Annotated in this window: 25 protein-coding genes; 3 read left to right on the top strand and 22 right to left on the bottom strand. The window is 59.3% G+C overall.

All coding sequences use genetic code 11. The annotated features are described in order from the left end of the window. Positions 1-299 precede the first annotated feature (299 nt). The 14 genes from G7Y41_RS01310 to G7Y41_RS01245 all read right to left on the bottom strand — a co-directional run bounded on the left by G7Y41_RS01310 (position 300) and on the right by G7Y41_RS01245 (position 16,236). Positions 300-2,768, bottom strand: a complete 2,469-nt coding sequence (locus G7Y41_RS01310; protein ID WP_165217348.1) for an ATP-dependent Clp protease ATP-binding subunit — start codon at positions 2,766-2,768, stop codon at positions 300-302. Positions 2,769-2,924: 156 nt separating this feature from the next. Then, positions 2,925-3,350 carry a D-aminoacyl-tRNA deacylase gene (dtd, locus tag G7Y41_RS01305; RefSeq protein WP_165217346.1) on the bottom strand — a complete coding sequence of 142 codons (426 nt, stop codon included), beginning with the start codon at positions 3,348-3,350 and terminating at the stop codon, positions 2,925-2,927. Beyond that, positions 3,350-4,528, bottom strand: a complete 1,179-nt coding sequence (gene ygfZ / locus G7Y41_RS01300) for a CAF17-like 4Fe-4S cluster assembly/insertion protein YgfZ (protein ID WP_165316135.1) — start codon at positions 4,526-4,528, stop codon at positions 3,350-3,352. The genes dtd and ygfZ overlap by 1 nt, the downstream gene beginning before the upstream one ends. Then, positions 4,521-5,174: a heme-binding beta-barrel domain-containing protein gene (locus G7Y41_RS01295; protein WP_165316134.1), complete on the bottom strand. Its 654-nt coding sequence runs from the start codon at positions 5,172-5,174 to the stop codon at positions 4,521-4,523. Before G7Y41_RS01295 ends, ygfZ begins: the two co-directional genes overlap by 8 nt. 56 nt (positions 5,175-5,230) lie before the next feature. Continuing rightward, positions 5,231-6,469 carry a hypothetical protein gene (locus G7Y41_RS10000; protein ID WP_231367332.1) on the bottom strand — a complete coding sequence of 413 codons (1,239 nt, stop codon included), beginning with the start codon at positions 6,467-6,469 and terminating at the stop codon, positions 5,231-5,233. A 242-nt stretch (positions 6,470-6,711) separates the two neighbouring features. Continuing rightward, on the bottom strand, positions 6,712-7,998 hold the full coding sequence (locus G7Y41_RS01285; protein WP_165217340.1) for an adenylosuccinate synthase: 1,287 nt from the start codon (positions 7,996-7,998) through the stop codon (positions 6,712-6,714). Positions 7,999-8,112: 114 nt separating this feature from the next. Continuing rightward, positions 8,113-8,340 carry a type II toxin-antitoxin system antitoxin gene (locus G7Y41_RS01280; protein ID WP_165217338.1) on the bottom strand — a complete coding sequence of 76 codons (228 nt, stop codon included), beginning with the start codon at positions 8,338-8,340 and terminating at the stop codon, positions 8,113-8,115. 57 nt (positions 8,341-8,397) lie between these two features. Next, entirely contained in the window at positions 8,398-9,399 is a 1,002-nt protein-coding gene (locus G7Y41_RS01275) for an SPFH domain-containing protein (RefSeq protein WP_165316133.1), read from the bottom strand. Positions 9,400-9,532: 133 nt separating this feature from the next. Further along, the gene (rlmB, locus tag G7Y41_RS01270) at positions 9,533-10,522 is read right to left on the bottom strand and encodes a 23S rRNA (guanosine(2251)-2'-O)-methyltransferase RlmB (protein WP_165316132.1); all 990 of its coding nucleotides are present in this window, start codon (positions 10,520-10,522) and stop codon (positions 9,533-9,535) included. Positions 10,523-10,716: 194 nt separating this feature from the next. Next, on the bottom strand, positions 10,717-12,171 hold the full coding sequence (cysS, locus tag G7Y41_RS01265; protein ID WP_165316162.1) for a cysteine--tRNA ligase: 1,455 nt from the start codon (positions 12,169-12,171) through the stop codon (positions 10,717-10,719). An 87-nt stretch (positions 12,172-12,258) separates the two neighbouring features. Next, entirely contained in the window at positions 12,259-13,578 is a 1,320-nt protein-coding gene (locus G7Y41_RS01260; protein WP_165316131.1) for a type II toxin-antitoxin system HipA family toxin, read from the bottom strand. Beyond that, the gene (locus G7Y41_RS01255; protein ID WP_165316130.1) at positions 13,575-13,853 is read right to left on the bottom strand and encodes a helix-turn-helix transcriptional regulator; all 279 of its coding nucleotides are present in this window, start codon (positions 13,851-13,853) and stop codon (positions 13,575-13,577) included. The genes G7Y41_RS01260 and G7Y41_RS01255 overlap by 4 nt, the downstream gene beginning before the upstream one ends. An 81-nt stretch (positions 13,854-13,934) precedes the next feature. After that, positions 13,935-14,570: a cation efflux transmembrane domain-containing protein gene (locus tag G7Y41_RS01250; RefSeq protein ID WP_165316161.1), complete on the bottom strand. Its 636-nt coding sequence runs from the start codon at positions 14,568-14,570 to the stop codon at positions 13,935-13,937. 124 nt (positions 14,571-14,694) lie between these two features. Next, the gene (locus G7Y41_RS01245) at positions 14,695-16,236 is read right to left on the bottom strand and encodes a threonine synthase (RefSeq protein ID WP_165316129.1); all 1,542 of its coding nucleotides are present in this window, start codon (positions 16,234-16,236) and stop codon (positions 14,695-14,697) included. Positions 16,237-16,398: 162 nt separating this feature from the next. On the opposite strand from G7Y41_RS01245, the gene ispF reads away from it, so the two are divergent. Next, complete coding sequence (gene ispF / locus G7Y41_RS01240; RefSeq protein WP_165316160.1) at positions 16,399-16,938, top strand: 2-C-methyl-D-erythritol 2,4-cyclodiphosphate synthase; 540 nt, start codon at positions 16,399-16,401, stop codon at positions 16,936-16,938. A 58-nt stretch (positions 16,939-16,996) separates the two neighbouring features. Here the strand turns inward: ispF and G7Y41_RS01235 are convergent, their stop codons facing one another. The 6 genes from G7Y41_RS01235 to G7Y41_RS01210 form a co-directional block, all read right to left on the bottom strand. Continuing rightward, entirely contained in the window at positions 16,997-18,367 is a 1,371-nt protein-coding gene (locus tag G7Y41_RS01235; RefSeq protein WP_165316128.1) for an MFS transporter, read from the bottom strand. A 93-nt stretch (positions 18,368-18,460) separates the two neighbouring features. Continuing rightward, positions 18,461-19,240, bottom strand: coding sequence for an IspD/TarI family cytidylyltransferase (locus G7Y41_RS01230; protein ID WP_165316127.1), 780 nt, complete (start codon positions 19,238-19,240; stop codon positions 18,461-18,463). Next, a complete protein-coding gene (locus G7Y41_RS01225) occupies positions 19,237-19,806 on the bottom strand; it encodes a CarD family transcriptional regulator (protein WP_231367331.1) in 570 nt (189 codons plus the stop codon). Before G7Y41_RS01225 ends, G7Y41_RS01230 begins: the two co-directional genes overlap by 4 nt. Before the next feature lie 71 nt (positions 19,807-19,877). After that, complete coding sequence (locus G7Y41_RS01220; RefSeq protein ID WP_196819524.1) at positions 19,878-20,459, bottom strand: DapH/DapD/GlmU-related protein; 582 nt, start codon at positions 20,457-20,459, stop codon at positions 19,878-19,880. 148 nt (positions 20,460-20,607) lie between these two features. Continuing rightward, positions 20,608-21,264 (bottom strand): cyclophilin-like fold protein, encoded by a 657-nt coding sequence (locus G7Y41_RS01215; protein WP_165316126.1) that lies wholly within the window; start codon positions 21,262-21,264, stop codon positions 20,608-20,610. A gap of 196 nt (positions 21,265-21,460) precedes the next feature. Then, entirely contained in the window at positions 21,461-22,489 is a 1,029-nt protein-coding gene (locus G7Y41_RS01210) for a LysR family transcriptional regulator (RefSeq protein ID WP_165316125.1), read from the bottom strand. On the opposite strand from G7Y41_RS01210, the gene G7Y41_RS01205 reads away from it, so the two are divergent. Beyond that, positions 22,488-23,510, top strand: a complete 1,023-nt coding sequence (locus G7Y41_RS01205) for an NAD(P)H-dependent flavin oxidoreductase (RefSeq protein ID WP_165316124.1) — start codon at positions 22,488-22,490, stop codon at positions 23,508-23,510. The two genes, G7Y41_RS01210 and G7Y41_RS01205, sit on opposite strands and share 2 nt — an antisense overlap. Before the next feature lie 120 nt (positions 23,511-23,630). Then, the gene (locus tag G7Y41_RS01200) at positions 23,631-24,407 is read left to right on the top strand and encodes an MBL fold metallo-hydrolase (protein ID WP_165316123.1); all 777 of its coding nucleotides are present in this window, start codon (positions 23,631-23,633) and stop codon (positions 24,405-24,407) included. A gap of 131 nt (positions 24,408-24,538) precedes the next feature. Here G7Y41_RS01200 and G7Y41_RS01195 read toward each other — a convergent pair whose 3' ends face one another. Next, positions 24,539-25,276 (bottom strand): phosphoglyceromutase, encoded by a 738-nt coding sequence (locus G7Y41_RS01195; RefSeq protein ID WP_165217319.1) that lies wholly within the window; start codon positions 25,274-25,276, stop codon positions 24,539-24,541. A 381-nt stretch (positions 25,277-25,657) separates the two neighbouring features. Then, entirely contained in the window at positions 25,658-25,978 is a 321-nt protein-coding gene (locus G7Y41_RS01190) for a histone-like nucleoid-structuring protein Lsr2 (RefSeq protein WP_165217317.1), read from the bottom strand. Positions 25,979-26,450: the final 472 nt, after the last annotated feature.

Raw genomic sequence — 26,450 nt, 5'->3', positions numbered from 1 at the left:
CAGACTGTACCGACCTGGCCGCAGCTTAGTCGCAGATGTCCACTCGCAGGTGAAGACACCCTCGCTGATTCCTCGACGCCTCTGGGCAGAGGGGGCGACACGATGACGATTGCGAGACAAAAACGTCACACTGAAAGAATTCACTGCTACGCAAAGTGCTCAGAATTGCCCCAAAATAGCCTTTTCCGACCAAAAACGTCACAACGAATAGATTCACTGTGACGTTTTGGTCGGAAAGGGGGGAGTTTTCGCCGCGATCCGAACAGTCCGCAGCCGAGCGACGTCGGGCCTTACACCTATCAGGCACCGTTGAAAGTGAAGCGGCGATCCACGCCCTCACCTTCGACACCCACAGTGACAACCTGACCGGCGTGAATCTCACCAAAGAGGATGCGTTCAGACAGCGCGTCTTCGATCTCCCGTTGGATCGCACGGCGCAGCGGTCGAGCACCCAACACCGGATCGAAACCAAGGTCCGCCAGCAAGTCACGGGCCTCGTCGGACAGCTGTAGGTGCATGTCCTGTGCTTCCATGCGCTTGGCCAGCTTCGCGATCATCAAGTCAACAATCTGCTTGATCTGTTCCTTCTCCAGCGGCGGGAAGACGATCGTGTCATCCACGCGGTTGAGGAACTCGGGGCGGAAGTGCTGCTTGAGTTCCTCGTTGACCTTCGCCTTCATGCGCGTGTAATCGTGGGTTAGGTTGTCGGCCGACTGGAATCCCGTGAGAACCCCCTTGTTGATGTCCCGCGTCCCCAGGTTCGTTGTCATGATGATGACGGTGTTCTTGAAATCAACCTTGCGTCCCTGAGCGTCCGTCAAGCGTCCCTCTTCAAGGATCTGGAGCAACGAGTTGAAGATGTCGGGGTGAGCCTTCTCGACCTCGTCAAAAAGAACGACGGAGAACGGCTTGCGACGCACCTTCTCGGTGAGCTGCCCACCCTCGTCGTAGCCAACGTACCCGGGAGGGGCACCGAAGAGACGCGACGCCGTGTGCTTCTCGGAGAATTCCGACATGTCCAGCTGGATCAGCGCATCCTCGTCACCGAAGAGGAACTCAGCGAGAGCCTTCGCCAACTCCGTCTTCCCAACACCCGTGGGGCCAGCGAAGATGAACGAACCACCGGGACGGTTCGGATCCTTCAAGCCCGAACGGGTACGGCGAATCGACTGCGACAGAGCCTTCACAGCCGCGTCCTGACCGATGATGCGCCGATGCAGCTCGTCCTCCATCTTCAGCAGCTTCGTTGTTTCCGTCTGGGTGAGCTTAAAGACCGGAATACCCGTGGACATTGCGAGGACCTCGGCGATCTCATCCTCGGACACCTCGGCGATCTCGTCGCTCTCGCCGCCCTTCCACGCATCTTCCTTCGCTTTGCGTTCGGCGAACAGCTTCGCTTCCTCATCGCGCAGCGCCGCAGCCTTCTCAAAGTCCTGATCGTCAATCGCGGATTCCTTGTTGCGCTTGACCTCGGCGATCTTTTCGTCGAGTTCACGCAGCTCAGGCGGGGCCGTCATCCGGCGAATACGCAGGCGCGCACCCGCCTCGTCCATGAGGTCAATCGCCTTATCCGGGAGGAAACGATCCGAAATGTAACGATCCGCCAACTCAGCAGCAGCCTTGATCGCATCATCCGTAATGATCACGCGATGGTGGGCTTCATAGCGATCACGCAGCCCCTTGAGAATCTCAACGGTTTCCTCAACGGACGGTTCGTCAACCTTCACCGGCTGAAAACGACGCTCAAGTGCCGCATCCTTCTCAATGTACTTGCGGTACTCATCATTGGTTGTTGCACCGATTGTCTGAAGTTCACCGCGGGCAAGCATCGGCTTGAGCATCTGCGCCGCATCAATTGAACCTTCAGCGGCACCGGCACCAACGAGCGTGTGAATCTCGTCGATGAAAAGAATGATGTCACCGCGCGTACGAATTTCCTTAAGAACCTTCTTCAGGCGTTCCTCAAAGTCACCGCGGTAGCGTGAACCAGCAATAAGCGACCCCATATCGAGGCTGTAGATCTGCTTGTCCTTAATTGTCTCAGGCACGTCACCGTGAACAATGGCCTGCGCAAGTCCCTCAACGACAGCGGTCTTTCCCACGCCGGGCTCACCGATGAGGACCGGGTTGTTCTTCGTTCGACGTGACAAGACCTGCATGACGCGTTCCATCTCGGTGCGACGGCCGATCACGGGATCAAGTTTGTTGTCCCGAGCCGCCTGAGTGAGATTGCGTCCAAATTGCTCAAGAATTGCCGAGTTCGAGCGCTCAGCTCCACCCGGACCACCCACACCGGCGCCCACGGATTCACGGCGTTCATCATCTCCGCGCTGGTAACCCGAGAGCATTTGAATGACGGTCTGACGCACCTGCGCAAGGTCAGCTCCCTGCTTCGTCAGGACCTGGGCTGCCACGCCCTCGCCCTCTTTGAGCAGACCGAGCAGGAGGTGTTCCGTCCCAATGTAGTTGTGTCCCAGCTGGAGGGCTTCGCGAAGCGACAGCTCGAAAACGCGCTTTGCGCGCGGTGTAAACGGAATGTGACCTTCAACGGGCTTCTCGCCCTCGCCAATGATGTCGACGACGCTGGCTCGCACCTCGTTACCCTTGATTCCCATAGTTTCAAGGGCCTTTGCGGCCACGCCCTCGCCCTCGGTAATCAACCCGAGAAGCAGGTGCTCTGTTCCGATGTAGTTGTGTTTGAGTCCGCGCGCCTCATCCTGCGCCAGAACGACCACGCGTCGGGCACGGTCGGTAAAGCGTTCAAACATGTCTTCTCCCCTCGATGCCGGCCTGCTGGCCGCGCCACTGGGACGCCGCGCCGACACTGCTGAACTCTGTCACTGGCCCTAACACTACGGCCAGGCATCGGGGTTGTGCCCGTTAGTTCGCCCAGGGCGTGAGGGATTCAGGGGACGAGGACGAGGCTAGGCCTCAACAAGCACCGTGAAAGGCCCATCGTTGACCAATTCCACCTGCATCATCGCGCCGAAGGTGCCGGTGGCAACGTCAAGGCCGCGAGCGCGTAGATTCTCCACCACCGCGGCAACGAGCGGCTGGGCTTCGTCTCCCGGGGCAGCATGAGACCACGAGGGCCTGCGTCCCTTTCGCGTGTCCCCGTACAGAGTGAACTGGGAGACCACCAAGACGGGGGCGTGCGCGTCAAGAACGCTGACTTCTCCATCTAAAAGCCGCAGTTCCGCGATTTTTCTCGCAACGGTTTCGACCTGCTCAGCGCCGTCACCGCGAGCCACACCGAGCAGCACCATGAGGCCCGGACGGTCGATCCGTCCGACAACCTCTGAGTCGACCGTGACAGATGCGCGGGTCACGCGCTGAATCACCGCGCGCATCAGCGGGCCCCCAGACTTCCACTACCGGCGCGAACATGAGTGTCCACGCGACGCAGATCGGGGTTGGACAGGCCCAATCCCGGGCGCCTCTGCGGTGAAATCGACGACTTCCCGTCGATAGGAACGATCAGCTCCTGAGCTGCCGCCACACCGTCGATAACGAAAACCGTGTCGGCGGGCAGATTGCGCGCAACAAGCGCCAACGCAATCGGTCCCTGATCGGCGTGCCGGGCCACCGAGGTGACCCTCCCAACAACCCGATCCCCCAGCGTGATCTGCGTACCGGGTTCAGGAAGATCCGAGCGCATTCCATCGAGTTGGAGGTACACGAACCTGCGCGGTGGACGCCCCAGGTTAATGACGCGGGCAACCGTTTCCTGTCCCCGATAGCATCCTTTGTCGGTGTGGACTGCGGTTCGCAGCCAGTCAACCTCGTGCGGGATTGTCCGCTCATCCGTGTCGATGCCGACGCGTGGACGCCAGGCGGCGATGCGCATTGCTTCCCACGCGAGCATGCCCGCTCGCAGACGTTTCGGCGCCCGAGACAGCCAGTCTTCCTCGAATTCCTTCCTGCGGGAAGCATCGACCAGGTGCAGACGCATCGGCGTGGCCAGTCCCGGATGTGTCCCACGGAAGTATTCCGCTCCTCCATCCGTTGGTCCCGGCCACGGATCGTCCCACACGGCGATTTCTGCGCACACAGGTGAGCCGGGTTCGTCCTCGTCAATGAGGGAATCTTTTGTACCGGAAGAGGGGCGAGGACGAACGGACCCGTACACCGTGAGGTCGGATCGCAACTCCACGTCAACTCTCAAGGCAAAACGCATCGACTCAAGGAAATCGATGAGTCCGTCGGCGCGTGCACCCTCGGTGATCAGTAGCGTGGTGGAGCCATCATCAAGGACCGCGGCTGCATGTTCGATCCGACCTTCGGGGCTGAGGATTAAAAGCTCACGGGAATCAGATGGTCCCATGCCGGTGATGACCTGGCTCGTGATTGACGTCAACCACGTCTGACGGTCTGGCCCTGATACGGCGATCACGCGAAGATCACAGCGGTCAACGAGGGCGCGTCCTGCCTCCAACGCCCACTGCTCGCCAATTGGGTCGCCAAAATGCGCGGCAGGTTGGGCCAGTGCGGGTCCCTCAAATACCGGGGATTCACGGTTTTCAGACAAGGAACCCGTCCTGTTCACCTTCGGCGGCAATACCTTCAATACTTTGACCCGAGGCCGTTGTTGCCTGCTCGGTGCGCATCAGGCGACCGGAGAGCTCAACCGCGGCATCTCCTTGACCGACGGTTTTCTCCTGGGTCCACATGAGTTCCCCAGCGACCAGCCCGTACATGCGGCCCAGGTGGGTGACGTCCTCGGCCTGAGGAGATCGGGCAAGGGCGTCGGAGGTCATCTGCACCCGAGGACCCACGCCCACACCTGCCCACAGCGCGCCGAAACCTCGCGTGTCCGAGGCCGTTGTTGTGAACTCACGCGGTTCGTACTGTCCCGGAGGCGGAAGCGTTCCCGATCCGGGTAACACCGTGACGTACATCGTTTCCTCACGGAACAGGTCACCCCGTGTCATGTGACGCAGCCCTTCAGCGGCTTCCCACGTCGGCTCAATGGGCGTTTGTCCCGAGGGAATCGCATGCCACAGCGTCGTTGTCATCCGCATCTGGGAGGCCACAATGTCGCATCGAATTCGTTGAATAAGCGCCGTATCGGGGTCCTCGCCGTCGGTTGCGAGCATCCCCCATCCCTCCCAGGTTCCCAGCATCCAGGCAAGCGGAGCAAGTGAGGAGGGAAGGTCCGTTGGTATCACCATCATGGTGATAAGCCTACGACCCCGTGGGTCATTCGGCTTCTTTGACTGGGCGTCCCGTCTCAGAGTCCGCCAACGCGGATCATGACGTACACCGGAACCGCAGCGACAAGGAACTTCGTGGCACCCCGGGCAACCGCTGCTACGGGAGGTTGACGGACATCGTGGTCTCCCAGGAGTCCATCAATAACAACGATCGCCAGGGCAATAGAAATACCCGTGGCAACCCCCAGGAAAACAATTGCCGCAAGTTCGCCCATTGTCCGAGCCAGCCCCGGAAGGACAAGCGGTTGAAGAGCCGTTGCATGTCCCAGCGCCCACGCGATGACGGCGGCAGCGATTCCCGCGACAATCGCTGAGACCACTGCGGCCACGGACTGCGAGCGAAATGTTGAGCCGATCTGATTGCCCCACACAACGATGGCAACAACAACCGCTGCAATCGGAACTGTGACGGCCCATTCATTCAAGGAATCGAGGGCGGCCCATGCCGATCCACCCGTGATGATCAGGAGCGCTGTAATCCCCGAGGCGAGGGAAGCCATTGTCGAGGTTGTCCTCCATGACGGCCTTACCTGTTGTCCCGTGTCTTCGACGTACCATGCTCCCCGAGGTTCGTTGTTCGTCGGAGCGTCACAAATGTGGTGGTCAACGGGTGTTGGGGCTTCAAGAATGGACGTGATGACAAGTGCGACGATCGCCAAAGCAAGCGCTGAAACCGCGACGCGAAGATCCTGAGTTAACGCGACAGTCAGAGGAATGAGGGGAGCCGAGAGCACGAGGACCCCCTGGGTGAGGGAGCGAATACGCACTCCCGTGAGCCGTGGCCATCCGGCGGCGAGGAGGACACCGGCTAAGCCGATAACGGGGATGAACGTCCATTGAGCGCCGGGCAGGAACCAGACTCCGACAGCTCCAGCAGAGAGGATGAGAACGGTGATCGCCGAGACTCTCAGTCCCGCTGGAACGGAAAGCTTGCGAAAGAAGGTGTCGAGGATGCCGCCCTGTGACTCGTCATCGTCCTCATCGCTGTGCACGACGTCCCGGCGTAATGGGAAGCGTGGGGAAGTATCCGCGGTGTCCACAGGCTCACGGGTCTCATTCTGTGACGCCTGTGCCGATTGATCACGAATGGGCGATGCCTCTGTGGAGGATTCACCCAGCTGACTGTTGGTCATTCGCTCATCGTGCTCACGCACGTCCGCACTGTCCGTTGACGCCGCTGCGCGCTGGGCAAGGTCACGTCTCTTGGGAAAGGGACTGGAGTACTGAGGATCATTACCGGTAGTCACGGTATCCATCGTCGCACAGTCGGCGCGCGAGAACATCGGTGCGCGAAATCACCTGGCTGAAAATGCGCAAGTGTTTCCCTCTCGCATATGCTAATGCCTGCGCCGAGCCGCTAAGCCCCGGGCTCCAAACTCTGCCGCTACGAGCGGCCTTCGCGCCGACAGGCGCTTTCGGCTCGGCGTCTTCAGACTTTTCGTCCTTCTCTTGCGCTCCTACTCACCGGCTCACTGGCTCACCAGCTCACCGGCGAGAATCATTCCCCCAGCAGCGGGTAGCGAACGATTGTTGCCTCACGACCGGGACCAACTCCGATCGACTGGATGCGGCAACGAGAGATCTCCTCAAGACGTGTGACGTAGGCCTGAGCGTTTTCAGGCAGTTCGTCAAAGGACCGGCACTGGGAGATGTCGTCATCCCATCCGGGCATTTCCTCGTAAATCGGGATGGCACGCTCAAAAGCTCCCTGATCGAGAGGCATGTCTTCCGTACGAACTCCGTCAACCTCGTAGGCAACGCACAGCGGGATTGACTTGTAGCCCGAGAGCACGTCAAGTTTGGTCAAGCAGATGTCTGTCAGTCCGTTGACCCGCGTCGCGTAGCGCACGATGACTGCGTCAAACCAGCCGGTGCGACGAGGACGACCTGTCGTGACGCCGAACTCTCCGCCTTTCGTACGCAACTCTTCACCCACCTCGTCGGTCAACTCGGTGGGGAACGGTCCTTCACCAACGCGTGTCGTATAGGCCTTGGCAACGCCAACAACTCGGTCGATACGGGTGGGACCAACTCCGGACCCGGTGAGGGCACCGCCAGCTGTTGGGTTCGACGAGGTAACGAACGGGTAGGTTCCGTGATCGATGTCGAGCATCGTCGCCTGACCGCCCTCGAAAAGCACGGTTTCGCCGCGATCAAGAGCATTGTTGACTTCAAGCGATACGTCGGAGACCATCGGGCGGATGCGCTCAGCGTAGGACAGGAGTTCCTGCGTCACTTCGGCGGCATCAAGGGTGTCCATGCCAACGGCCTGGAAGATCTCGTTCTTCGGCGCCAGGGCGAGCGCGACTTTTTCCGCAAGGGTTTCCGGAGCGAACAGGTCCTGGATACGGATACCGATGCGGTTCATCTTGTCAGCGTAGGTCGGACCGATGCCGCGCCCCGTCGTGCCAATGAGGTTATGTCCGCGGGCCTTCTCATTGGCCTGATCGATGAAGCGGTTGTACGAGGGAATGATATGGGCGTTCGATGAGATCTTCAGCTTCGAGCAGTCGACGCCGCGTGCCGTCATTTCCTCGATTTCCTGGAAAAGAACTTCGATGTCAACGACGACGCCGTTTCCGATGATCGGCGTGACTCCCCGGGAGAGGATTCCGGCGGGGAGCAGGTGAAGCGCGTATTTCTCGTCGTCAATGACAACGGTGTGTCCCGCGTTGTTTCCACCATTGAACTTCACCACGTAGTTGGTCAGGTGGCCGATCTGGTCTGTGGCCTTGCCTTTGCCTTCGTCGCCCCACTGGGCACCAAGCACGATCACGGCTGGCATGGGTATCTCCCCCGAATTCGACGTCCGTACGACGGTGGCCGTACATCGAGAGTCTAGCGTTTGCTCGACATCGGGGCGATTCTATTCGACACAAGGGGGCGCGCCTCGTCCTCGTCAGTCGCTGATCCGGTCCTGATCATCAGCCTTTTCTTGACGAGGACGACCACGCCCTCTCATCGGAGCTGCCTTTGCCTCGCGTCCCGCTTCCCTCAGTGCGCGTCGCAAAATGATTTCGATCTGGGCGTTCACTGAGCGCAGCTCGTCCGCCGCCCACTTGGCAAGTTCTTCGTGGACGGCGGGATCAAGCCTCAGGAGGATACTTTTGCGTTCTTTTCCTGTCATGACTCCTCCCCTGTGTGGCTCTCCCTCGGTACTCTGCGTCGCGGGGAGGACCGCAGATTACGCGTACAGCGACCCCGTGTTCACCACGGGTTGCGTGCGTTGGTCGGAGCACAGGACAACGAGGAGGTTGGAGACCATCTGGGCTCGGCGTTCATCGTCCATGTCGACGATCCCTTCGTTTTCGAGGCGTGCGAGGGCCTGGTTGACCATGCTCACTGCCCCTTCAACGATTTGTTCACGTGCGGCAATCACTGCTCCGGCTTGCTGGCGTTGGAGCATTGCCTGGGCGATTTCGGGGGCGTAGGCCAGAGACGAGATCCGCACCTCGACAATTTCAAGTCCGGCGAGAGCAACACGAGCGGCAACTTCTTCGGCCAGTTCCTCCGATACGAGGTCGGTGGCTCCACGCAGCGAGGTTTCACCGGGTCCCGGTTCGTCGTAGGGGTGAGTGGTGGCAACGTGACGCAGCGCAGCCTCAGCTTGGGTTTGGATGAATTCTTCGTATTGTTCAACGGCGAAAACGGCGCGCGCAGTATCGGCAACCTGCCACACGACAATCGCGGCGATATTGATGGGGTTACCGTCAGAGTCATTGACTTTGAGTTCGTGGGTCTCGAAGTTGTGAACTTTGACGGAGACTTTCTTTCCTCCGGTGAATGGGGGAACGATGACTAGGCCGGTGCGGCGCACGGTTCCAATGTATTTTCCAAAGAACTGGCGAACACTGGTCTGTCCCGGTGGCACGATCGTCAGGGTTGTCAGGAGGATCAAGAAGAGGACGATGAGCACCCCTCCGAGCAGCCCATACAGGCCAGCCTTTTCCGCGGCTTCACCGCCGCCTTCCTCCGAGATAGCAGCCATGACGAAGCTCGGAACTGCGCCGGCGAGGCTGGCGATGATGAGGAGAAGAACGAGGAACGCTACACCGCTTCCCAAGGAGCGAGCAGGCTTTTCGCAGATATCGACTCGTGGACTGACGTTGTGCGGTGAGGTGGCGACGACGATTTCATCGTCTGCGACAGCGGGAACGCCATCATTGGTCACGTCGTTATGTGTCATCGCGGCTCCTTCGATTGAATCATATATCAATATGATATCACATTTTAAGCGTGACCCATGTTTATGCTCGTCATACACTAGCGCCCCGACTCATTCAGAGCCGGGGCGCGTCAGCCTCACACAAACGGACGCTCTACTCTTGGCTAGCCTCCGCCGCCCGCACCGAGGCGACCTCGTACAACGCAATACCCGTGGCAACAGCCGCGTTCAGGGACTCTACCGTCGAGGAAATCGGAATCGACACAATCTGATCGCAGGTTTCCCGCACAAGACGCGACAGACCAGCCCCCTCAGCCCCGGTGACAACAACCAGTGGCGCCGTGGCCAAAGGCAGATTGCGCAACTCGGCCTCGCCTCCCCCATCGAGGCCGACGATAAAGAATCCAGCTTTCTTACAGTCTTCCAACGCACGAACAAGGTTCGTTGCACGCGCAACAGGGACCCGAGCCGCCGCACCCGCCGACACCTTCCACGCCGTGGCATTCACCGATGCGCTGCGCCGCTCCGGAATAATGACGCCATCTCCACCAAATGCCCCGGTCGACCGCAAAACAGCGCCCAAGTTATGCGGATCCGTCACCTGATCAAGGGCAACAAGCAGCGGCTCACCGACTTGCTGAGTGGACTGCGCAATCAGATCGGCAACATCGAGGTATTCATAGGCGGGAACATCGATGGCAACTCCCTGATGCACGGCCCCGTCAGTGGCAACATCCAAGTCACGGCGTGTCACCTCCAAAACGGGAGCACCCAGCGCCGAGGCTTTGCGAATGACTTCCTCGACTCGTTCATCTTTGACGTTGTCGAGAACGAAGACGCGTTCAACGGGAACGTTTGCGCGCACGGCCTCGGCAACCGGATTACGCCCGGAAATTAGCTCGTGCCCCTCGGGGATCTTGATCGAGGTTTTCGCACGAGCCCGAGCGATCGCCGCTTCCTGCGCCTGACGTTTCTCACGCTCCACCTTGCGCTTATATGCCGGGTGATAGGTTCGGTCCTCGGCCTTGGGGGTGGGGCCTTTCCCTTCGAGCCTGCGCCGCGAATGACCGCCGGTGCCGACCTTGGGACCTTTCTTCGTTCCCGGCTTCCGTAAGGCGCCGCGGCGTCCATCGTTTCCGGCCATAGTGGTCCCCTTTGCTTCGTGCGGACGATGCCCGTTCGTGTCCGTCGCCTTTGTCGTATTCATTGACGAGGACGAGGCTGCTTAATAACACCCAGCCTAGCGGCCTGCTGGCCTGTCAAGCACACGAAGTTGCGGGACTGCGTGTTGATTCACTTGATCACAACAACAAACGCCTACCGATGTCTCATCCCGCGTTAGGCGAGATGCCACGTGGCTCCGTCGCGTCCGTCCTCGATCATGATGCCGGCATGTCCCAGGCGATCACGCAATTCGTCGGCCCGAGCCCAGTCTTTTGCGGCGCGGGCACAGGCACGTTCATCAAGCAGAGTCTGCACCAGAGAATCAAGAGCATCATGCTCGGCAGAATCTGATCCTCCACCGCTACCCAGGCCAGAACGCCATTGCGCCGATGCGGGATCGAGGCCGAGGACGTCGAGCATCGAACGCACCAGCAGCTGTTCGCGTCGTACAACCTGGGCATCACCTTCGGAAAGCGCCGTGTTCCCCGTCTTGAGGTGCTCGTAAATGATGGCCAGAGCGCCCGCGACGTTGAGGTCATCGTCCATCGCCGCAACGAAGCCTTCGGGCAGGTCACCGCTGCCCAGGGAGTGGACCTCATCGAAACCAACCTCACCAACAGAGTCGATGGAACGCTCAATGAACGAGGAGAACTTTGCCCAGGCCGCAGCCGCCGTGGGGAGGGTTTCCGGAGCCCATTCAATTGCGGAACGATGATGCACGGTTGACAGGGCCCAGCGCACGGCAACGGCCGGATAATCCTGCGTGAGGGCACCGATCGACAAGACGTTCCCCAGGGACTTCGACATTTTTTCGCCCTTGGTTGTCACCCATGCGTTGTGCACCCACAGGCGCGCGAAATCCCATCCCGCGCCGTGGGACTGAGCCTGCTCATTTTCGTGATGGGGGAAACGCAAGTCGATGCCGCCGCCGTGGATATCGAACTCATCGCCCAAGTATCGGCGTGACATTGCCGAGCATTCGAGGTGCCAGCCCGGACGGCCTCGCCCCCAGGGGGATTCCCACGCAGCGGTCTGAGGTTCACCCGCTTTCCAGGACTTCCACAGAGCGAAATCCCGTGGGTCACGTTTACCCGCCTCAACAGCAGAATCGATCTGCGCCTCGTCCTCGGTGGTCCGCATATCCTCTAGGCGCTGGCGGGTCAGCGACCCGTAGTCGGACTGCGAGTGCACATCAAAGTAGACATTTCCCCGGCCATCGTCGTAGGCGTGTCCGCGTTCAATGAGTCTGCGCACCAGGGCGATCTGGTCGGGAATGTGTCCGGTGGCGCGCGGTTCATAGGTGGGTGGGAGCACGCCGAGGGTTTCGTAGGCTTGGGTGAATTCTCGCTCAAAGCGGTACGCCCACGCCCACCACGGCGCTCCGGCCTCGGCTGACTTATTGAGGATTTTGTCGTCAATGTCGGTGACGTTGCGAACGTAGGTGACGTCCAGCCCACTGCGACGCAGCCACCGCACAAGCGCATCGAAAGCGACGGCCGCCCGCAGGTGTCCGACGTGCGGAGCCCCCTGAACCGTTGCGCCACACAGGTAAATCCCCACGTGACCGGGTGTCACGGGCGTCAGTTCCTGGAGGCGGGCGGTCTTGGAATCGTGCATGTGCAGCGTCATGGTGCTGATCATAGTGGTGTTCATTGAGATCCTCCGCGTCGGCTGGCCGCCGTGGGAAAAGGTGACGAACACGCGTTCACCACATATTCAGTTCGTCATCATGTCGTCAATGAACGGCCGAACAATTCGACCGCCCACGCGCCGAGAAGTACTCAACCCTCGCCTAGTCTGCTGCGCTACCGCAGCGATGTTCTTGGCGACAACGCCGGCAAGGAACGGTGAGTCCGGAGCCTGAGTGTCGATTGCCGCCTGCTCGAACGCGCGCGGAATCGATATCGCTAATTCATCAACCCAGTGAATAACCTGGTCGGGCGGCAACTGGATGAGGCGCGCAAAACGTTCCCAATTCCTTCGCTCGACATCGCCGAATCTTCGTTCACCGCCAATCGACATTGCTGCGCGCGGATAACGCAGGCGTCCATTAGCGTCGGGCACAAGACCGGTCGCAACGTCGTAGAGCGGTGTCAGACTCACCCGAGGCCCAACGAGAAGAACTCCGTAGTTCTTTGCGTGCGCGTCCGGTGCGCCGATGATGTAGTTGGCGATGACCGCACGAGCAAAGCGTTCAACGGAATCTTCACCCGCCGTCATTCTCAGGAGCGCAGAAATCCTCTGAACTCCAGGGCCACCATCGCTCTCGTATTTTCTCCGAGGATCCGTGGCGAAGGATTGAACAAGATCTTCCTGGTGGATCCGAATCGTTGCCCCAGACGTTGTCACTCCTCGATCGAAACGTCGAATGACGATCGCAGGCTGATCCTCGAATATCTGGTATTCACTGTGGGCCACGGGGAGCCCCACAATGTCGAGCGCTCGCATACTCACATGTTCGATGAGTGCTTGCGAACGGATTGTGTCAATCCCTGGTTTAACGATGTGGGTTGACGGCTGTGAGCCTTGCGCGAAGGCCCATCCTTGGGCTGTACATGCCAGAGCAAACTTTGACTGGGCTCCGGCAAGGCTCCAGTGCTCGGCATCGGATTCTTCCTGCCAGGCAGCACCGTCACGACGGATTCTCCTGAGCCTTTGCGCGATGTCAGCCTCGGATGCAGGAATAAGCCGACCTGGACGTTCGAGAAGGCTGTCAATCTCATCCTCCCGAGCAAAAATTGCACCGCCGGGCATGTCCGCACCATAGTGCGCGATCAAACCGAGAGTGTTGCCGGGACGAACATGTGCTTTGCGTGCCCATCTGTCGACGACCTGAGGATTATCGGGCAAAAGCCCCCGGAGGTATGCCTCAATTGGCTTCGTCATGTACGTCGTCGAGGCAATCGGCATCGACAACGAGAGAGGCGTTGGAGCTTCTTGGACAAGATATTCAGGCAGATACCGCAGCGATGTGCGCGGTCCGGTTCTCTCGATTATTCCGGCGACCTTGCCGTAGAGGGCGAAAGCGACTCTCATCTGTCCTCCACGAGTTGGTCTCCCACGAGCGCGTCGAGGATTTCATCCATGCTTCGAGTGTCCGCCGCAGTCAGGGTGATCGACACTTCGAGGGATCGTAATAGTGCGAGGACGCGTCCAAGTTCGGCACGAGGGCGTCGCCCTCGTTCGATATCGATGATGAAGGCGCGCGAAACCCCGGCACGCGCGGCAAGCTCAGCCTGTGTGAGCCCCGCCTTGTCGCGGTGCTCACGGATAGCGGCACCGAGTTCCAGTTCATTGCCGATCAACGCCATATTGTCACGATACCATGACAATGTGATTTGTCATAGAGTTATGACAAAGAGTAGCGGACGCAGCGAATAGGAATCGCTCAACTAGTTGAGATCGTCAAGTACCTCAAGGGGAGTCTCGACCTCGCCACCCCACGCCTCCAGCCCCTCACGAACGGCCAGCACGGCAACAACGAGAGCAGCAACGGAATCCGCCCACCACCAGTGGAACAGACTGTTGAGGATTAAACCAACAAAAACCGTTCCCGACAGGTAGACGCACAGGAGCAGCTGCTTCGAATCCGCAACAACGCTCTGTGAGCCCAGTTCCTCACCGGTGCGACGCTCAATGAGTGAAAGCGCAGGCATGATGATCAGGCTGAGGAGCGTGATTGCCAAGCCAAGCGGACTATGCTCCGGGCCCTCGCGCCCCAGGAGCGCCAGCACGGAATCCACGCTGACGTACGCCGCAAGCAAGAAGAACGCAAGGCCGATCGCTTTGACACTCACGCGTTCCCAACGTTGCGGATCCTTGCGAGTGAACTGCCAGGCAACAACAACCGCAGAAAGCACCTCGATCACTGAATCCAAACCGAAACCCAGGAGCGCAGCGGACGAGGACGCAGCACCCGCCCACACAGCGACGATCGCCTCAATGACGTTGTAGCAAATCGTTACGGCAACAATGAGCCGCACACGTCGATGAAGAATCCTGCGTCGCTCATCAGACACACCCTGCATCTTCACGTCGCCTTCCACCTTGTCGTCCACGAAAGACCGAGGATAGCAACCTCGACAATCACCTGCGCGACGCCCCACGCACCCCACCGCGGCTCATGAACCAGGCTCACGCTACAGCCCTGAGTTATCGCCCCTGGCGGACCTCGTCCTCGATCAGGGACTTCAGAGCGGCAACATCATTGGGCAGATCAACAACCCGCTGGTCGCTACCTTCGATCCCCGCGAAGCGTTCGGGCACGTCGGGCAGATGCCCCGTGGCCTCCACAACGGTCTGAGCGAACTTCACCGGCAACGCCGTCTCCATGACAACGACAGGCCCGTCGATTTCCTCGCGCCACTGCCGCGCAACATGCACACCATCAGCGGTGTGAGGATCCAAAAGATACCCGGATTCGTCGTGCGTGCGGGCGATCTCCACCAGGCGATCCGCATGAGTCGACGATCCCGAGACAAAACCGTAGGTCGCGCGCAACGACGCATATTCAGGTGTGCCGGACAGGTCGAAGAAGCCGTCGGTCCCCAGGCACTCACCGAAGAGTTCTCGCACGCGCTCACCATCGCGTCCCAGCAGGTCAAACACAAAACGCTCGAAGTTCGACGCCTTGGAAATATCCATTGACGGCGAGGACGTCGCCAGCGTCTGGTCACTTGTGCGGACGCGATAGACGCCGGTACGGAAGAATTCGTCAAGCACGTCATTCTCGTTCGTCGCAACGACCAGTGCTTTGAGGGGGACACCCATCTGCCGGGCAATATGGGCGGCGCACACGTTCCCAAAGTTCCCCGAGGGCACGACAACCGAGACCTCCGGCAGGCCCACGGATGCGGCGTGGGCGTCGCGGGAGAAAGGACCACGCTCGTCCTCGTCCCCAGACGTCGCAGCCGCACCGGTCACACCTTCGACGGAAGTCTGCGTGACACGCAGCCACGTGGCAATGTAGTAAATAACCTGGGCAAGTAGCCGCGCCCAGTTGATCGAGTTCACTGCACCCACGTGCCAGCGTTTCTTGAAGTCCGCGTCCATATTTACGGCCTTGACCAGGTCCTGACAGTCGTCAAATACTCCGTCAACAGCGACATTAATAATGTTGTCGTCCATCAGCGAGAACATCTGTGCTCGCTGGAAAGGAGTCATCCGCCCGGCGGGGGTCAGCATGACAACGCTCAGTCCCGCACGTCCACGCAGCGCGTATTCCGCGGAGGAACCCGTATCTCCCGATGTTGCACCGACAATCGTCAACCAGTCACCGCGGCGCGTGAGTTCGTAGTCGAAAAGCTCGCCGAGCAGCTGCATCGCCATGTCCTTAAAGGCCGCCGTCGGCCCGTTCGACAGGTGCGCAATCCACAGGTCGTCCGTATTCTCTAGCCGAGTGACGGGCACGATCTGCGGGTTGGAGAACGCGGGTGTCCGGTAGGCACGCGCCGTAATCTCACGCAGATCCTCAACGGGGATATCGTCGATATAGAGCTCAAGGATCCGGGCCGCGAGCGCCGCATACCCCTCGTCGTTGAGGGTTGTGCGCATCCCCGCCAAGTCCTCAGCGGTCAGCTGCGGATAGCTTTCCGGCAGGTAAAGTCCCCCATCTGGCGCAAGTCCTCCCAGGAGGATGTCGCAGAATTGACGAGGACGAACGTCAGGGCCTTGACGAGTGGAAATGTAACGCACACATTGATCCTATCTGTCACCGTCAACTGTTTGAGTGGCTGTCCGAAAGAGGACCTCTGATCTCCGGCGGTTGCAGATGACCAGTCTTCAGTCCGAGCATCCGAGCCACCCGTGCAGTGTGAGCACTCCACCGCCAGAAACGATTACTCTGGCCTCATGACCATGTCCTCAGAATCTTTCCCTTTCCGCGTCGGCCAAGCAATCGACGTTCACGCCTTCGCCACTGAGGAGGAACGTGCCGCCTCGTCCTCGTCACGAGAAGAGACCGGGGGAATCGACGCGGCACCGCTGATGCTTGCTTGCCTGCAATGGCCTGGCGAAACGCCTCTGAGCGGACATTCTGACGGCGACGTTGCCGCCCACGCCGTGTGCGACGCGATCCTTGCCGCAACAGGGCTGGGCGATATGGGAACGATCTTCGGCACGTCCCGCCCCGAATGGGCCAATGCTTCCGGGGAACAGTTCCTCACCGAGGTGCGGCGCATGGTGGCCGAGGCTGGATGGGTCATCGGGAATGTCACCGTGCAGGTCATCGGGAAGAAACCTCGGATGACTGCGCGCCTGCCTGAAGCCTGTAGGCGTATGAGCGAAATCGTTGGCGCTCCCGTTCACGTGTGCGCCACAACAACGGACGGCTTGGGATTCACTGGGCGCGCAGAAGGGCTGGCAGCATCCGCTGTTGCCTTGGTCGCTCGGTCCTAAGAACCGCAGGGGAGACTCACATCAGCGGGTGTGGACAGCTCGCGTTAACGCGTCAGGGTCACGTCAACGAATCGAGATGAGCCTGATCAGCTTTCACCGGGATCGTGAGAGCGAGGCCAACGAGGAGCACGAGGACGATGCCGAGAATCCCCCAGTAGGTGTAGTCCGCATTCGGATCAGTCTGCATGGCCCGACCGATCTGAAGGAAGACACCGTACATCGCGGGAGCCATGAAGGACACGGCTCGACCCGTTGTTGCGTAGAGGCCGAAGACCTCGCCCTCACGCCCCTCAGGGATCATGCGGCCAAGGAACGACCGGGATGCCGATTGGACCGGACCCACGAAGACGCACAGGACCAAGCCGAGAATCCAGAAGACAATGGCTCCGCGGTCGTGGAGGAAGAACACTCCGAGGCCGGCAGCAACCATGCAGATCAGCGACGCAAGAATCACTTTCTTCGGGCCGATCCAGTCGTCAATGGCACCAAAAGCAATCGTTGCCAAGCCCGCAACAACGTTCGCAGCGATCGCGAAGATCATGATGTCACCGGGACTGAAACCAAAGGCTGTCCGGGCGATGATCGCTCCGAACGTGAAGACGCCGGCGAGTCCGTCACGGAACACCGCCGAAGCGATGAGGAAGAACATCGTGTGAGGGGCATCTTTAGCCAGGGACTTCACTGTTTTCCACAGCAGGCGATACGAATCCACCAGGGACTCAGCAGAATCGTTGTGCTGGACGACCCGGGGTTTCGGAGGGCGAAGAATAACGGGGAGCGCGAATCCTCCAAACCACAGTGCGGCGATGACCATAGCGATACGGATGTTCAAGCCGTTCGCCGTGGAAACCCCCAGGAGGTTCGGGCCGATGAGTCCAACGTAGAGGATGAGGAGCAGCACGATGCCGCCGACATAGCCCATGCCCCAGCCCAGGCCGGAGATACGTCCCATGTCTTTCTTCGCTGCGAGGTGATTGAGCATCGCGTTGTAGTTGACCGAGGCGAACTCAAAAAAGACATTGCCGAGGCCGAGGAGCGCGATACCCAGCCACAGCGAAGCCTCGGGGCCCATCGCCGATTCGGGTGCAACGAAGAACATCGCGAGCATGCAGATGACAACGGCTCCGGTGAACCATCCAAGCAGGAGACCACCCTTGCCCTTACGGTCAGCACGTTGCCCCGTGATCGGCGCAAGCAAGGCGATGAAGAGTCCCGCAATGGTTAATCCCAGCGACAGGTACGAATTCGCTGTCCCCGAGTCGGTGAAAACTCCGTCGGACGTTAAGTAGGTGGAAAAGACGAAAGTTGTGGCAACTGCGTTGAATGCCGCAGAACCCCAATCCCACAGGGACCATTCAATGATGGGTCGCGTGAGAAGCTTCGTTGACGCCTGCTTGACGTCAACATTCGCTGTGTCGAGAGTGGACATGTCCTTCTCCTTAGGATGTCCGAGTTCCTGCCCGAAGGCCCGGCCTGAATGTACCACGCCTGAGCCGGCTCGTAACATTCCCACAGCCAACTGTCACCGGGTAATGAGGACCTCCGCGAGGGTCAAGTCAAGAGCCGTGGTCACTTTCAGCGACAGATGGTCACCGTCAACGACGTACACAATGCCGCCCATCTCCTCAACAAGCCCGGCGTCGTCCGTTGCCGCAGTTATTTCCGAGGCCGAGCGGGAAGCCCCTCGTTCATGAGCGGCGGAAATCACTTTCCAAGTGAAACCCTGCGGAGTTTGGACAGCAACCAAGCTGGATCGGTCAACTGTTTGATGCACGGGCCGAGGGGCACTCTCCTGCCCTTTCGCGTCACCAACACGTTTGAGAGTGTCCGACACGGGAATCGTTGGGATGACCGCGTGATACCCCTGTTCCACCGCATCGATCACGCGCCGAATCGCTTCGACGGGAGTCAGGCATCGTGCCGCATCGTGAATGAGGACAACAGAGTCATCAACGAGGTCAAGTCCGCGGCTCTCACTCATGTCACGCAGCCCCTCAAGACCCAGGGCAACCGATGCCTGCCGAGAGGCCTGGGATCCTGCCACGATGTCCACTGGAACCAAAGGCACATGTCGCTCGCCCGCCACCCCGGCAACACCACCGGGGAAAAGCCGACGAAAATCGTCAATTGCTTCTAGGGGAGCTGTGATGACAATGCCATCCACTCCGGCAGCCACCAATCCGTTGACGGCCCTGACAACCATCGGGACACCACCGACGGGAACTAAAGCCTTCGGCCCATCGCACCCGAGGCGGGTCCCCGATCCAGCGGCGGTGAGAACCGCCAGGCAGCTCGGGCTCACTCCTGAGAGGACTTCTCAGCTGCGTCCTCGGCCCCATCCTGGTCCGAAGCACCGGAAGCATCGGCGTCAGCGCTCGCGGCGTGTCCCTCTGCAAGAATCTCATCGAGGCGAATCATTGCAGCGCTCTTGTCGATATCTCGTGCCAATGCAAGTTCAGAGGTCAGAATGTTGCGGGCCTTCGTCAGCATCCGCTTCTCACCGGTTGACAGTTTTTTCTCTTCGTCACGACGGGTGAGGTCACGAACAACTTCCGCAACTTTGACGATATTGCCCGTTGCGATCTTTTCCTGGTTTGCCTTAAAGCGGCGTGACCAGTTCGTTGGCTCCTCGATGTAGGGGGCGCGCAGAACTGACAGGACCTCTTCTAAACCGCCCTCGTCAACGACATCACGCAACCCCACGAGGTCCACGTTGTCGGCCGGAACCTGGATCGTCAGGTCACCTTGGTTCACGCGGAGGGTCAGGTAGATACGTTCCTCGCCCTTAATTGTTCGAGTAGAGATTTCCTCGATCGTGGCAGCACCGTGGTGCGGATAGACGACGGTCTGACCAATTTCGAACGACATCGAGTTTCTCCCTGCATTCTGTCAATAGCAGGACCTATTCTACCATCCACTCACATCAGTGCCGTGGACTCTCAGATCTTCTCCGCCGAGGTGACCCGACGAATCGGAGCAGCGGGAACACCCGCAACGATCATCCCAGGAGCCACATCCTTCGTCACAACAGCTCCAGCCGCAATGATTGCGCCCCGGCCAATGGTCACGCCCCCAAGGATCGTGGCATGCGCACCAACCCAGACATCGTCCTCGATAATCACCGGAGCGGGATGAAGGATGCCGCGCTGGGTGGGATCTTCGTCGTGGTTGAGGGTCGCGATGACGACCTGATGGCCGATGAGTGTGCGGTTTCCAATCCACACGCCACCCTGGTCCTGGAAGCTGCATCCCGCATTGATGAAGACGCCCTCGCCAACGTGAAAGTTCACCCCGCAGTCAAGGGTGACCGGCGGGAGGATCGTTGTGGACTCCGGGACAGGTGATTGCGTGACGTCGCGGAGAATGGCGCGGATTTCGTCCTCGTCAAACTCGGAGGAATTAATTTTCTGGCAGAGGCGGCGGGCACGGTTCGCCTTCTCGTGCATGAAGCGCATTGCCTCGGTACCCGGTTCAAGAGCGCAGCGCTCGTCCATCAGCTGACGAAATGTTGAGACATCCACGCGAATTGTCCTTTCTTGAGGGTCAACAGTTCTTCTCACAGGTTCTTCTCAATGGACGAGGCCGCCGCTGCTTGCCAAGGCCGTAGACGCTCACGACTTGCACCCTGCGGTCGGGCTGTACGTCCACTGACTATTCAACGACACAGACTTACGCCCGAGCGCTCAGCTGCACGACGAGCGATGCACCCGCGCTAGGCGCCCCAGGACTCATCGACCCAAGCACCTCCAGTGACTGAGGCCGAAGGCGTCCCAGACGCGTGTACGACCATTGGTTTTCGCCGAGCATGAGAACGAGGCTGCGTGATTGGTAGAGCAGAATGTCGCCGCTTGTTGCCGCCAGAGCACGATCATTGCTTGTCACAGACCACGGGAGATCCCCAACGAGCTCAAATCCTCCGTAGGGAGTCAGTTCCACGGTCACAGGACTCTGAGCAACCAACGCGGCGAGATTCCTCACGGAGTCGTTATCTTCCCAGTCCACGAGGAGTTCCTGCCCGTTGGCTGTCATCACCAAAGTCTCGCGCATATTGTCTCCCGATCCGGTCGTTGTTTCTTCATTGTCTCCTGTCAGCGGCTGAGGAGACTCTCCAGACTCAGGCCCCTTCTTCTGATCTGGGACACGTCCTGATTGCTGTGATGGCATTGACTGGGGCGCGTGAAGCTGAGGTTCTTCGCTTAGTGGCGATTCCGGTTGCGTGCCACCGCATCCAGGCAGCAGGATCGCGGCCACAGCTACGAGGATCATGCTCAGGTGAACTCTCCACGGAGCAGATCCTGACGGATGACCGACGGCGTGTTTCTTCACATGAGTGAGCCTAAGACCTCAAGTGAACTTGAAGTCAAGGGGATCACAGGGACAGGCGGTTCCTTAGACCGCGGCTCGTGACGGCGACCGCGCAGTCACGAGCCGCTGGCGTCTGGCCTTGACCACGTCCGCTCATGATCACCCTCGCACGCAGTCACGGTTATCGGACTGCTCAACATCGGCTCTCTTTCGTCGTTTATTCATCATCTAAGGCAACAGACGTTGACCACGTCGACGCCACCGAGAACGGGGTTTGCGAAGCGATCTCAATGAAGGTGCCCACGAGCGGGGGAATGTGTCCGGCCAGAATAAATAACCGTAGCGTCGTCATCGGCGCCCCATTCAGGGGAAGATACACGATCCCCGGATGTGGTTTTGCGCACGCCGCCGATTGTCCGATTGCCCCCACTCCGCGACCCGCGGCGATCAGCGCTTCCCATTCGTCGTAGCTCTCACAGCTGACGATGCGTTCTGGAGGGAGCGGGTCGTCCCACAATTCTGGCTGAGTGCTTCCACTGAGTTTGTTAATCACCACCGGAAAATCCCTGAGTTCATCCCAGTCGAGTCGGTCACGACCACTCAGCGGCAGGCGCTTACTCACCGCAGCAACCCGCTGCTCAGAATGAATAACCAGTGATCGCACATCGTCAACTTGTGCCTCGTAACGACTCAGAGCAACGTCGACCTCGCCACGGCGCAGGCTCCCCAGGACGTCATCGTGGCGAAGAAGCTGAATTGAGGCACCGGTGAGCGCCTCGAAAGCGTCAACAACATCGGTCATCCACGGGTAGGGCAACGCCCAGGAAAATCCGATGCGTACGCGCTGAAACCCACGCACACCGTCAATCATCGCGTTGACGTCGGAAAGGATCCGCTGAGCTTTTTCGTTGAGGAATTGACCTGATTGAGTGAGCGCGAAATGCTGCGGCGATCGGTCGAAGAGCTGCACACCGAGAACGCGTTCAAGTTGTTGAATCGTCCGTGTCAGCGCCGGCTGCGTGATGTGGAGTTCGCGGCTGGCAGCGGTCATCGACAGTGTGCGCGCAACGGCAACAAAGGCACGCAGATGCCTGAGTTCAACATCTCCCTCACGATTCACCGTCATACTCACTGAGCATAGGTCATGTCCACCCGGCATTTCCTTCCCGTCAACACATTCTCTAATCTCAAAAGTGCCCGTTGTTGACTGCGCGGAAACATTCTCATTCACCCCGGGAGGACTCATGCATACTCATTCTCTCTTTCACTCCGATCTCCCACTTATTGCCGCCCCGATGGCAGGCGGAATCTCCACCGTTGCGCTCGCGCGCGCCACCGCTGAAGCAGGTGCTTTTCCTTTCCTTGCTGCCGGATACAAAACACCCCAAGCTCTTGATGACGAGATCACGCAGGTGCGTCAATTCGGCGTGAGCTTCGGCGTTAACCTTTTCGTTCCGTCGTCTGTGCCGGTCGATCGCGCAAAAGTCGAGAAGTACCGTGACCAGCTCCGAGAAGACGCCGAGGATCTGGGAATTTCTCTCGCATTTCCTTCCGGCAGCGGTGACGACCATTGGTCCGAGAAACTCAGGATGCTCATTGAGAACCCCGTTCCCGTGGTGTCGCTGACTTTTGGACTTCCGGATGCGCACAGCATCAAAGCACTACAAACTGCCGGGTCCACGGTTGTGGCAACCGTGACGACGGTGGACGAGGCGCAGTCAGCGGAGGAGCTCGGGGTCGATGGGTTGATTGTTCAGGGGCCGAGGGCGGGCGGGCATAGCGCAACCTTCGATGTGTCGCGGCCAATTCATGACTGTTCCACTCGCGATCTCGTACTGGCGATTACGTCGCGCACAACGCTGCCTGTGGTTGCAACCGGCGGTGTCGACGGGCCGTTCATGGTGCGAGAACTGCTTGATGCGGGTGCTCAGTCCGTGGCCGTTGGGACGCTTTTGCTCCGGGCAGATGAAGCGGGGACTTCACAGACGTATCGGGATGCTGTGGGGGATGCCCAGTTCACTGAAACGGTTCTCACACGGGCATTCACCGGCAGACTTGCGCGGTCTTTGCGCAATAGCTTTATCGATCGTCACCGTGACGCTCCATCGGAGTTCCCAACGCTCAGCGAATTAACGCTGCCTATACGCAAGGAAGCTGCGAAGCGACACGATGCTCACCGGCTCTCTCTTTGGGCGGGTACGGGTTGGCGAAGTGCCCGGTCGGAACCCACGAAAAACATCATTGACTGGCTGGCGAGTGAACTCTGATTCCTCCCGATACAATCAGTGCTTCCCAAAGGGAGGACGCAAAGGACTCTCTCGCTGCGGGTCCACCTCACCATTGGTATCGCTCAAATGAATCATTCACTGTCAGGACGGTAGACGCGGATGCATACACCCGGTTTCCTTCTCATCGGTGGTCCCACCGTACTTTTCGACTGCGGTGAGCTCCGGTGGATTTCCGATCCAACTTTCGATCCGCCGACGGACTACGGACTCCTTCGCAAAACGCAGGGCCCGGCAGTGGAGGTCGACGACCTCGGCCCCATTGATGTCGCGCTGATCAGTCACCACGATCATCGCGATAATCTCGATACCTTGGGCCTGCATGTTGCTCGCGGAGCACGTCATGCAGTGTCACCACATCACGCGACGGCTGTTGTCGGGGAGCATGCGTTCGGCCTGGCTGCCGGTGAGCACCTCGTCATTGGTGGAGTGACGATCCATGCCGTTCCCGCGATTCACGGCCCCGAAGACGGCGCGCGAGACGAAAGAGGTTTCGTCAATTGCGAGGTCATCGGATTTGTCCTGGAATCCGATACTCAGCGCCTGTACATCAGCGGCGACAACACCTCGATGGATATTGTGCGTGATATCGCGGAACGTTTTGGTCCGTGTGATGGTGCAATCATTCATGCGGGCCGTGCGAGTGTTCCATCGAAATTTGCTGGGCAGCCGCTGTCAATGACGGGAGCCCAAGCAGCCCAGGCGGCAACGATTCTTCGGGCACGTCAGGTAGTCGTCGTGCACAACACGCAATGGGTGCACTTTACCGAAGGCCCAGATGATACGTATCGGGCATTCGTTGAGGCCGGTGTCGGGGATGTCCTCGACACCACGCCTCTTGGTCAATGGGGGACCTGGCGTCCGAATCCCTCTGACTGAACGAGGACGAGTGCGCGGCCTCCGCACGTAGAAGAAGCACGGGTGGTGTCCACGTGAGTTCTCACGTGGACACCACCCGCAAAATGTTCAACGCGGAAGGCTGTCACACCGACGGTGCACAGCCCCCGGGATCACTTGCCCTGGTTAGCGACAGCCGCGATCTTCGCTTCGGCCTCGGGATCCAGATACGTACCGCCCTTCTTCACGGGCTGGAGGGTTTCCTCGTCCAGCTCGTAAACCAGCGGAATACCCGTTGGGATGTTGACACCGGCGATGTCGTCATCTGAGATTCCATCCAGATGCTTGACGATCGCGCGCAGCGAATTTCCGTGGGCAGCAATCATCACGGTCTTGCCCGTCTTGATTGCCGGAACGATTGTTTCCTCCCAGTAGGGAAGGAGACGCTCAAGGACATCCTTGAGGCACTCGGTCATCGGGATTGGTTCGCCGGCGTAGCGCGGATCCTGATCCTGGGAGAACTCCGATCCAGCTTCGATCGCCGGTGGCGGCACGTCGTAGGAACGGCGCCACTGCATGAACTGATCCTCGCCGTATTCGTCGCGGATCTCCTTCTTGTTCTTGCCTTGGAGAGCGCCGTAGTGGCGCTCGTTGAGGCGCCATGAACGCTCAACGGGGATCCAGTGACGATCAGCGGCATCGAGAGCCAGGTTCGCGGTCATGATCGCGCGACGCAGCATCGATGTGAACAGGAGGTCCGGAAGGACACCGGATTCCTTGAGGAGTTCACCACCGTGGGACGCTTCCGCGCGGCCCTTGTCAGACAGCGGGACGTCAACCCATCCGGTGAACAGATTCTTTGCATTCCATTCGCTCTCGCCGTGGCGGAGCAGCACCAATGTGTAGGTCATGCCTCTATTGTTCCATCGAAAGGTGTCGCTTGTCATCGGCTAAAAGATCTGTCCCCTCAGGCCGCGCGGTTCCCAGTCCCAGTGAAGACAACACCCGCCATTGCCCGGACCTGTTTCAGATGCGCCGCGGTTCCCAGACCCCGTGGAGGCAACTCACGTCGCCACCGATGGTGACCACGCACGATCCGAGGAAAAAGACGACGACACGCATCTGCACCACGGGTTTCCCAAAGGGTGAATCGCCGGGGTCTATTCACTCGGCGCGATGAGTAATTGTCCGGAGCAATTGCTTAGGGAAGAAACATGGGAATCGATGCAGCAACAAAAAGGCGTGCGGCCCCCCAAAATGGGTGGCCGCACGCCTGATGGGGCGCAGGTGAATTAGCTCTGCGATGCGCGATATTGAGCGACGATGGCGGCGGGAATCCTGCCGCGTTCGTTCACCTCAACACCATTGTCTTTTGCCCACTCACGAATCTTCGATGCCTCCGACTGACGAACCGGCTGTCCCGAACGCACCACAACGCGACCGCCGGTACGACGTCCCGCACCGATCCAGCGTTCCATCGCCTGAGTGAACTCGGCGATGTGCTCCGATGACAGATCGATTTCGTAGGTCACACCGTTAAAGGCAAAGGGCACTGTCCTTTCCGCAACGGTTCCATCGATATCGTCAATGAGCTCCACGATCGTCTTCTTCATTCTGATCCTCCTCGATGTCTATTCTTTGGTGATTGATTTTCCATCCGACTGCTTGCGGGAATTCTATCGGACTATTCCATTTCTTTCAATCAATCAATTGATCAGAACTATCTGCCAATTTAATCGCTCCACCAAGAGGGTCTCCTGAGCCACGCACCCTCCCGATCCACCCACGCTGACTCACGCATCGCATCGCGACCCATGCACCACATCCCGTAGCCCGCACAATGAACAGCGCCACATTCTTGGGCCCATCACTCAGGGGCAGCAACACAGCGCAGGATGGATCTCACGCCCACACAAAAGTGCGAATAAGCAGGTCAGAGTCATAAAGGATGACCACATCCACCCCCCCCCCAAGAACTCACCGGCGCATAATGTAGGACATTTGACTGATTTGTCAACAACTATTCTCCCCTTGAGATGACAAGGGGATCGGTTCTCAACATGAGGTTGTGTGGTATTAAACTAA

It is taken from the genome of Schaalia sp. ZJ405 (assembly GCF_011038885.2).
Classification (GTDB): Bacteria; Actinomycetota; Actinomycetes; order Actinomycetales; family Actinomycetaceae; genus Pauljensenia.
Note: the sequence above shows the minus strand (reverse complement) of the source record. Positions and strands in the feature narration are given on the sequence as shown.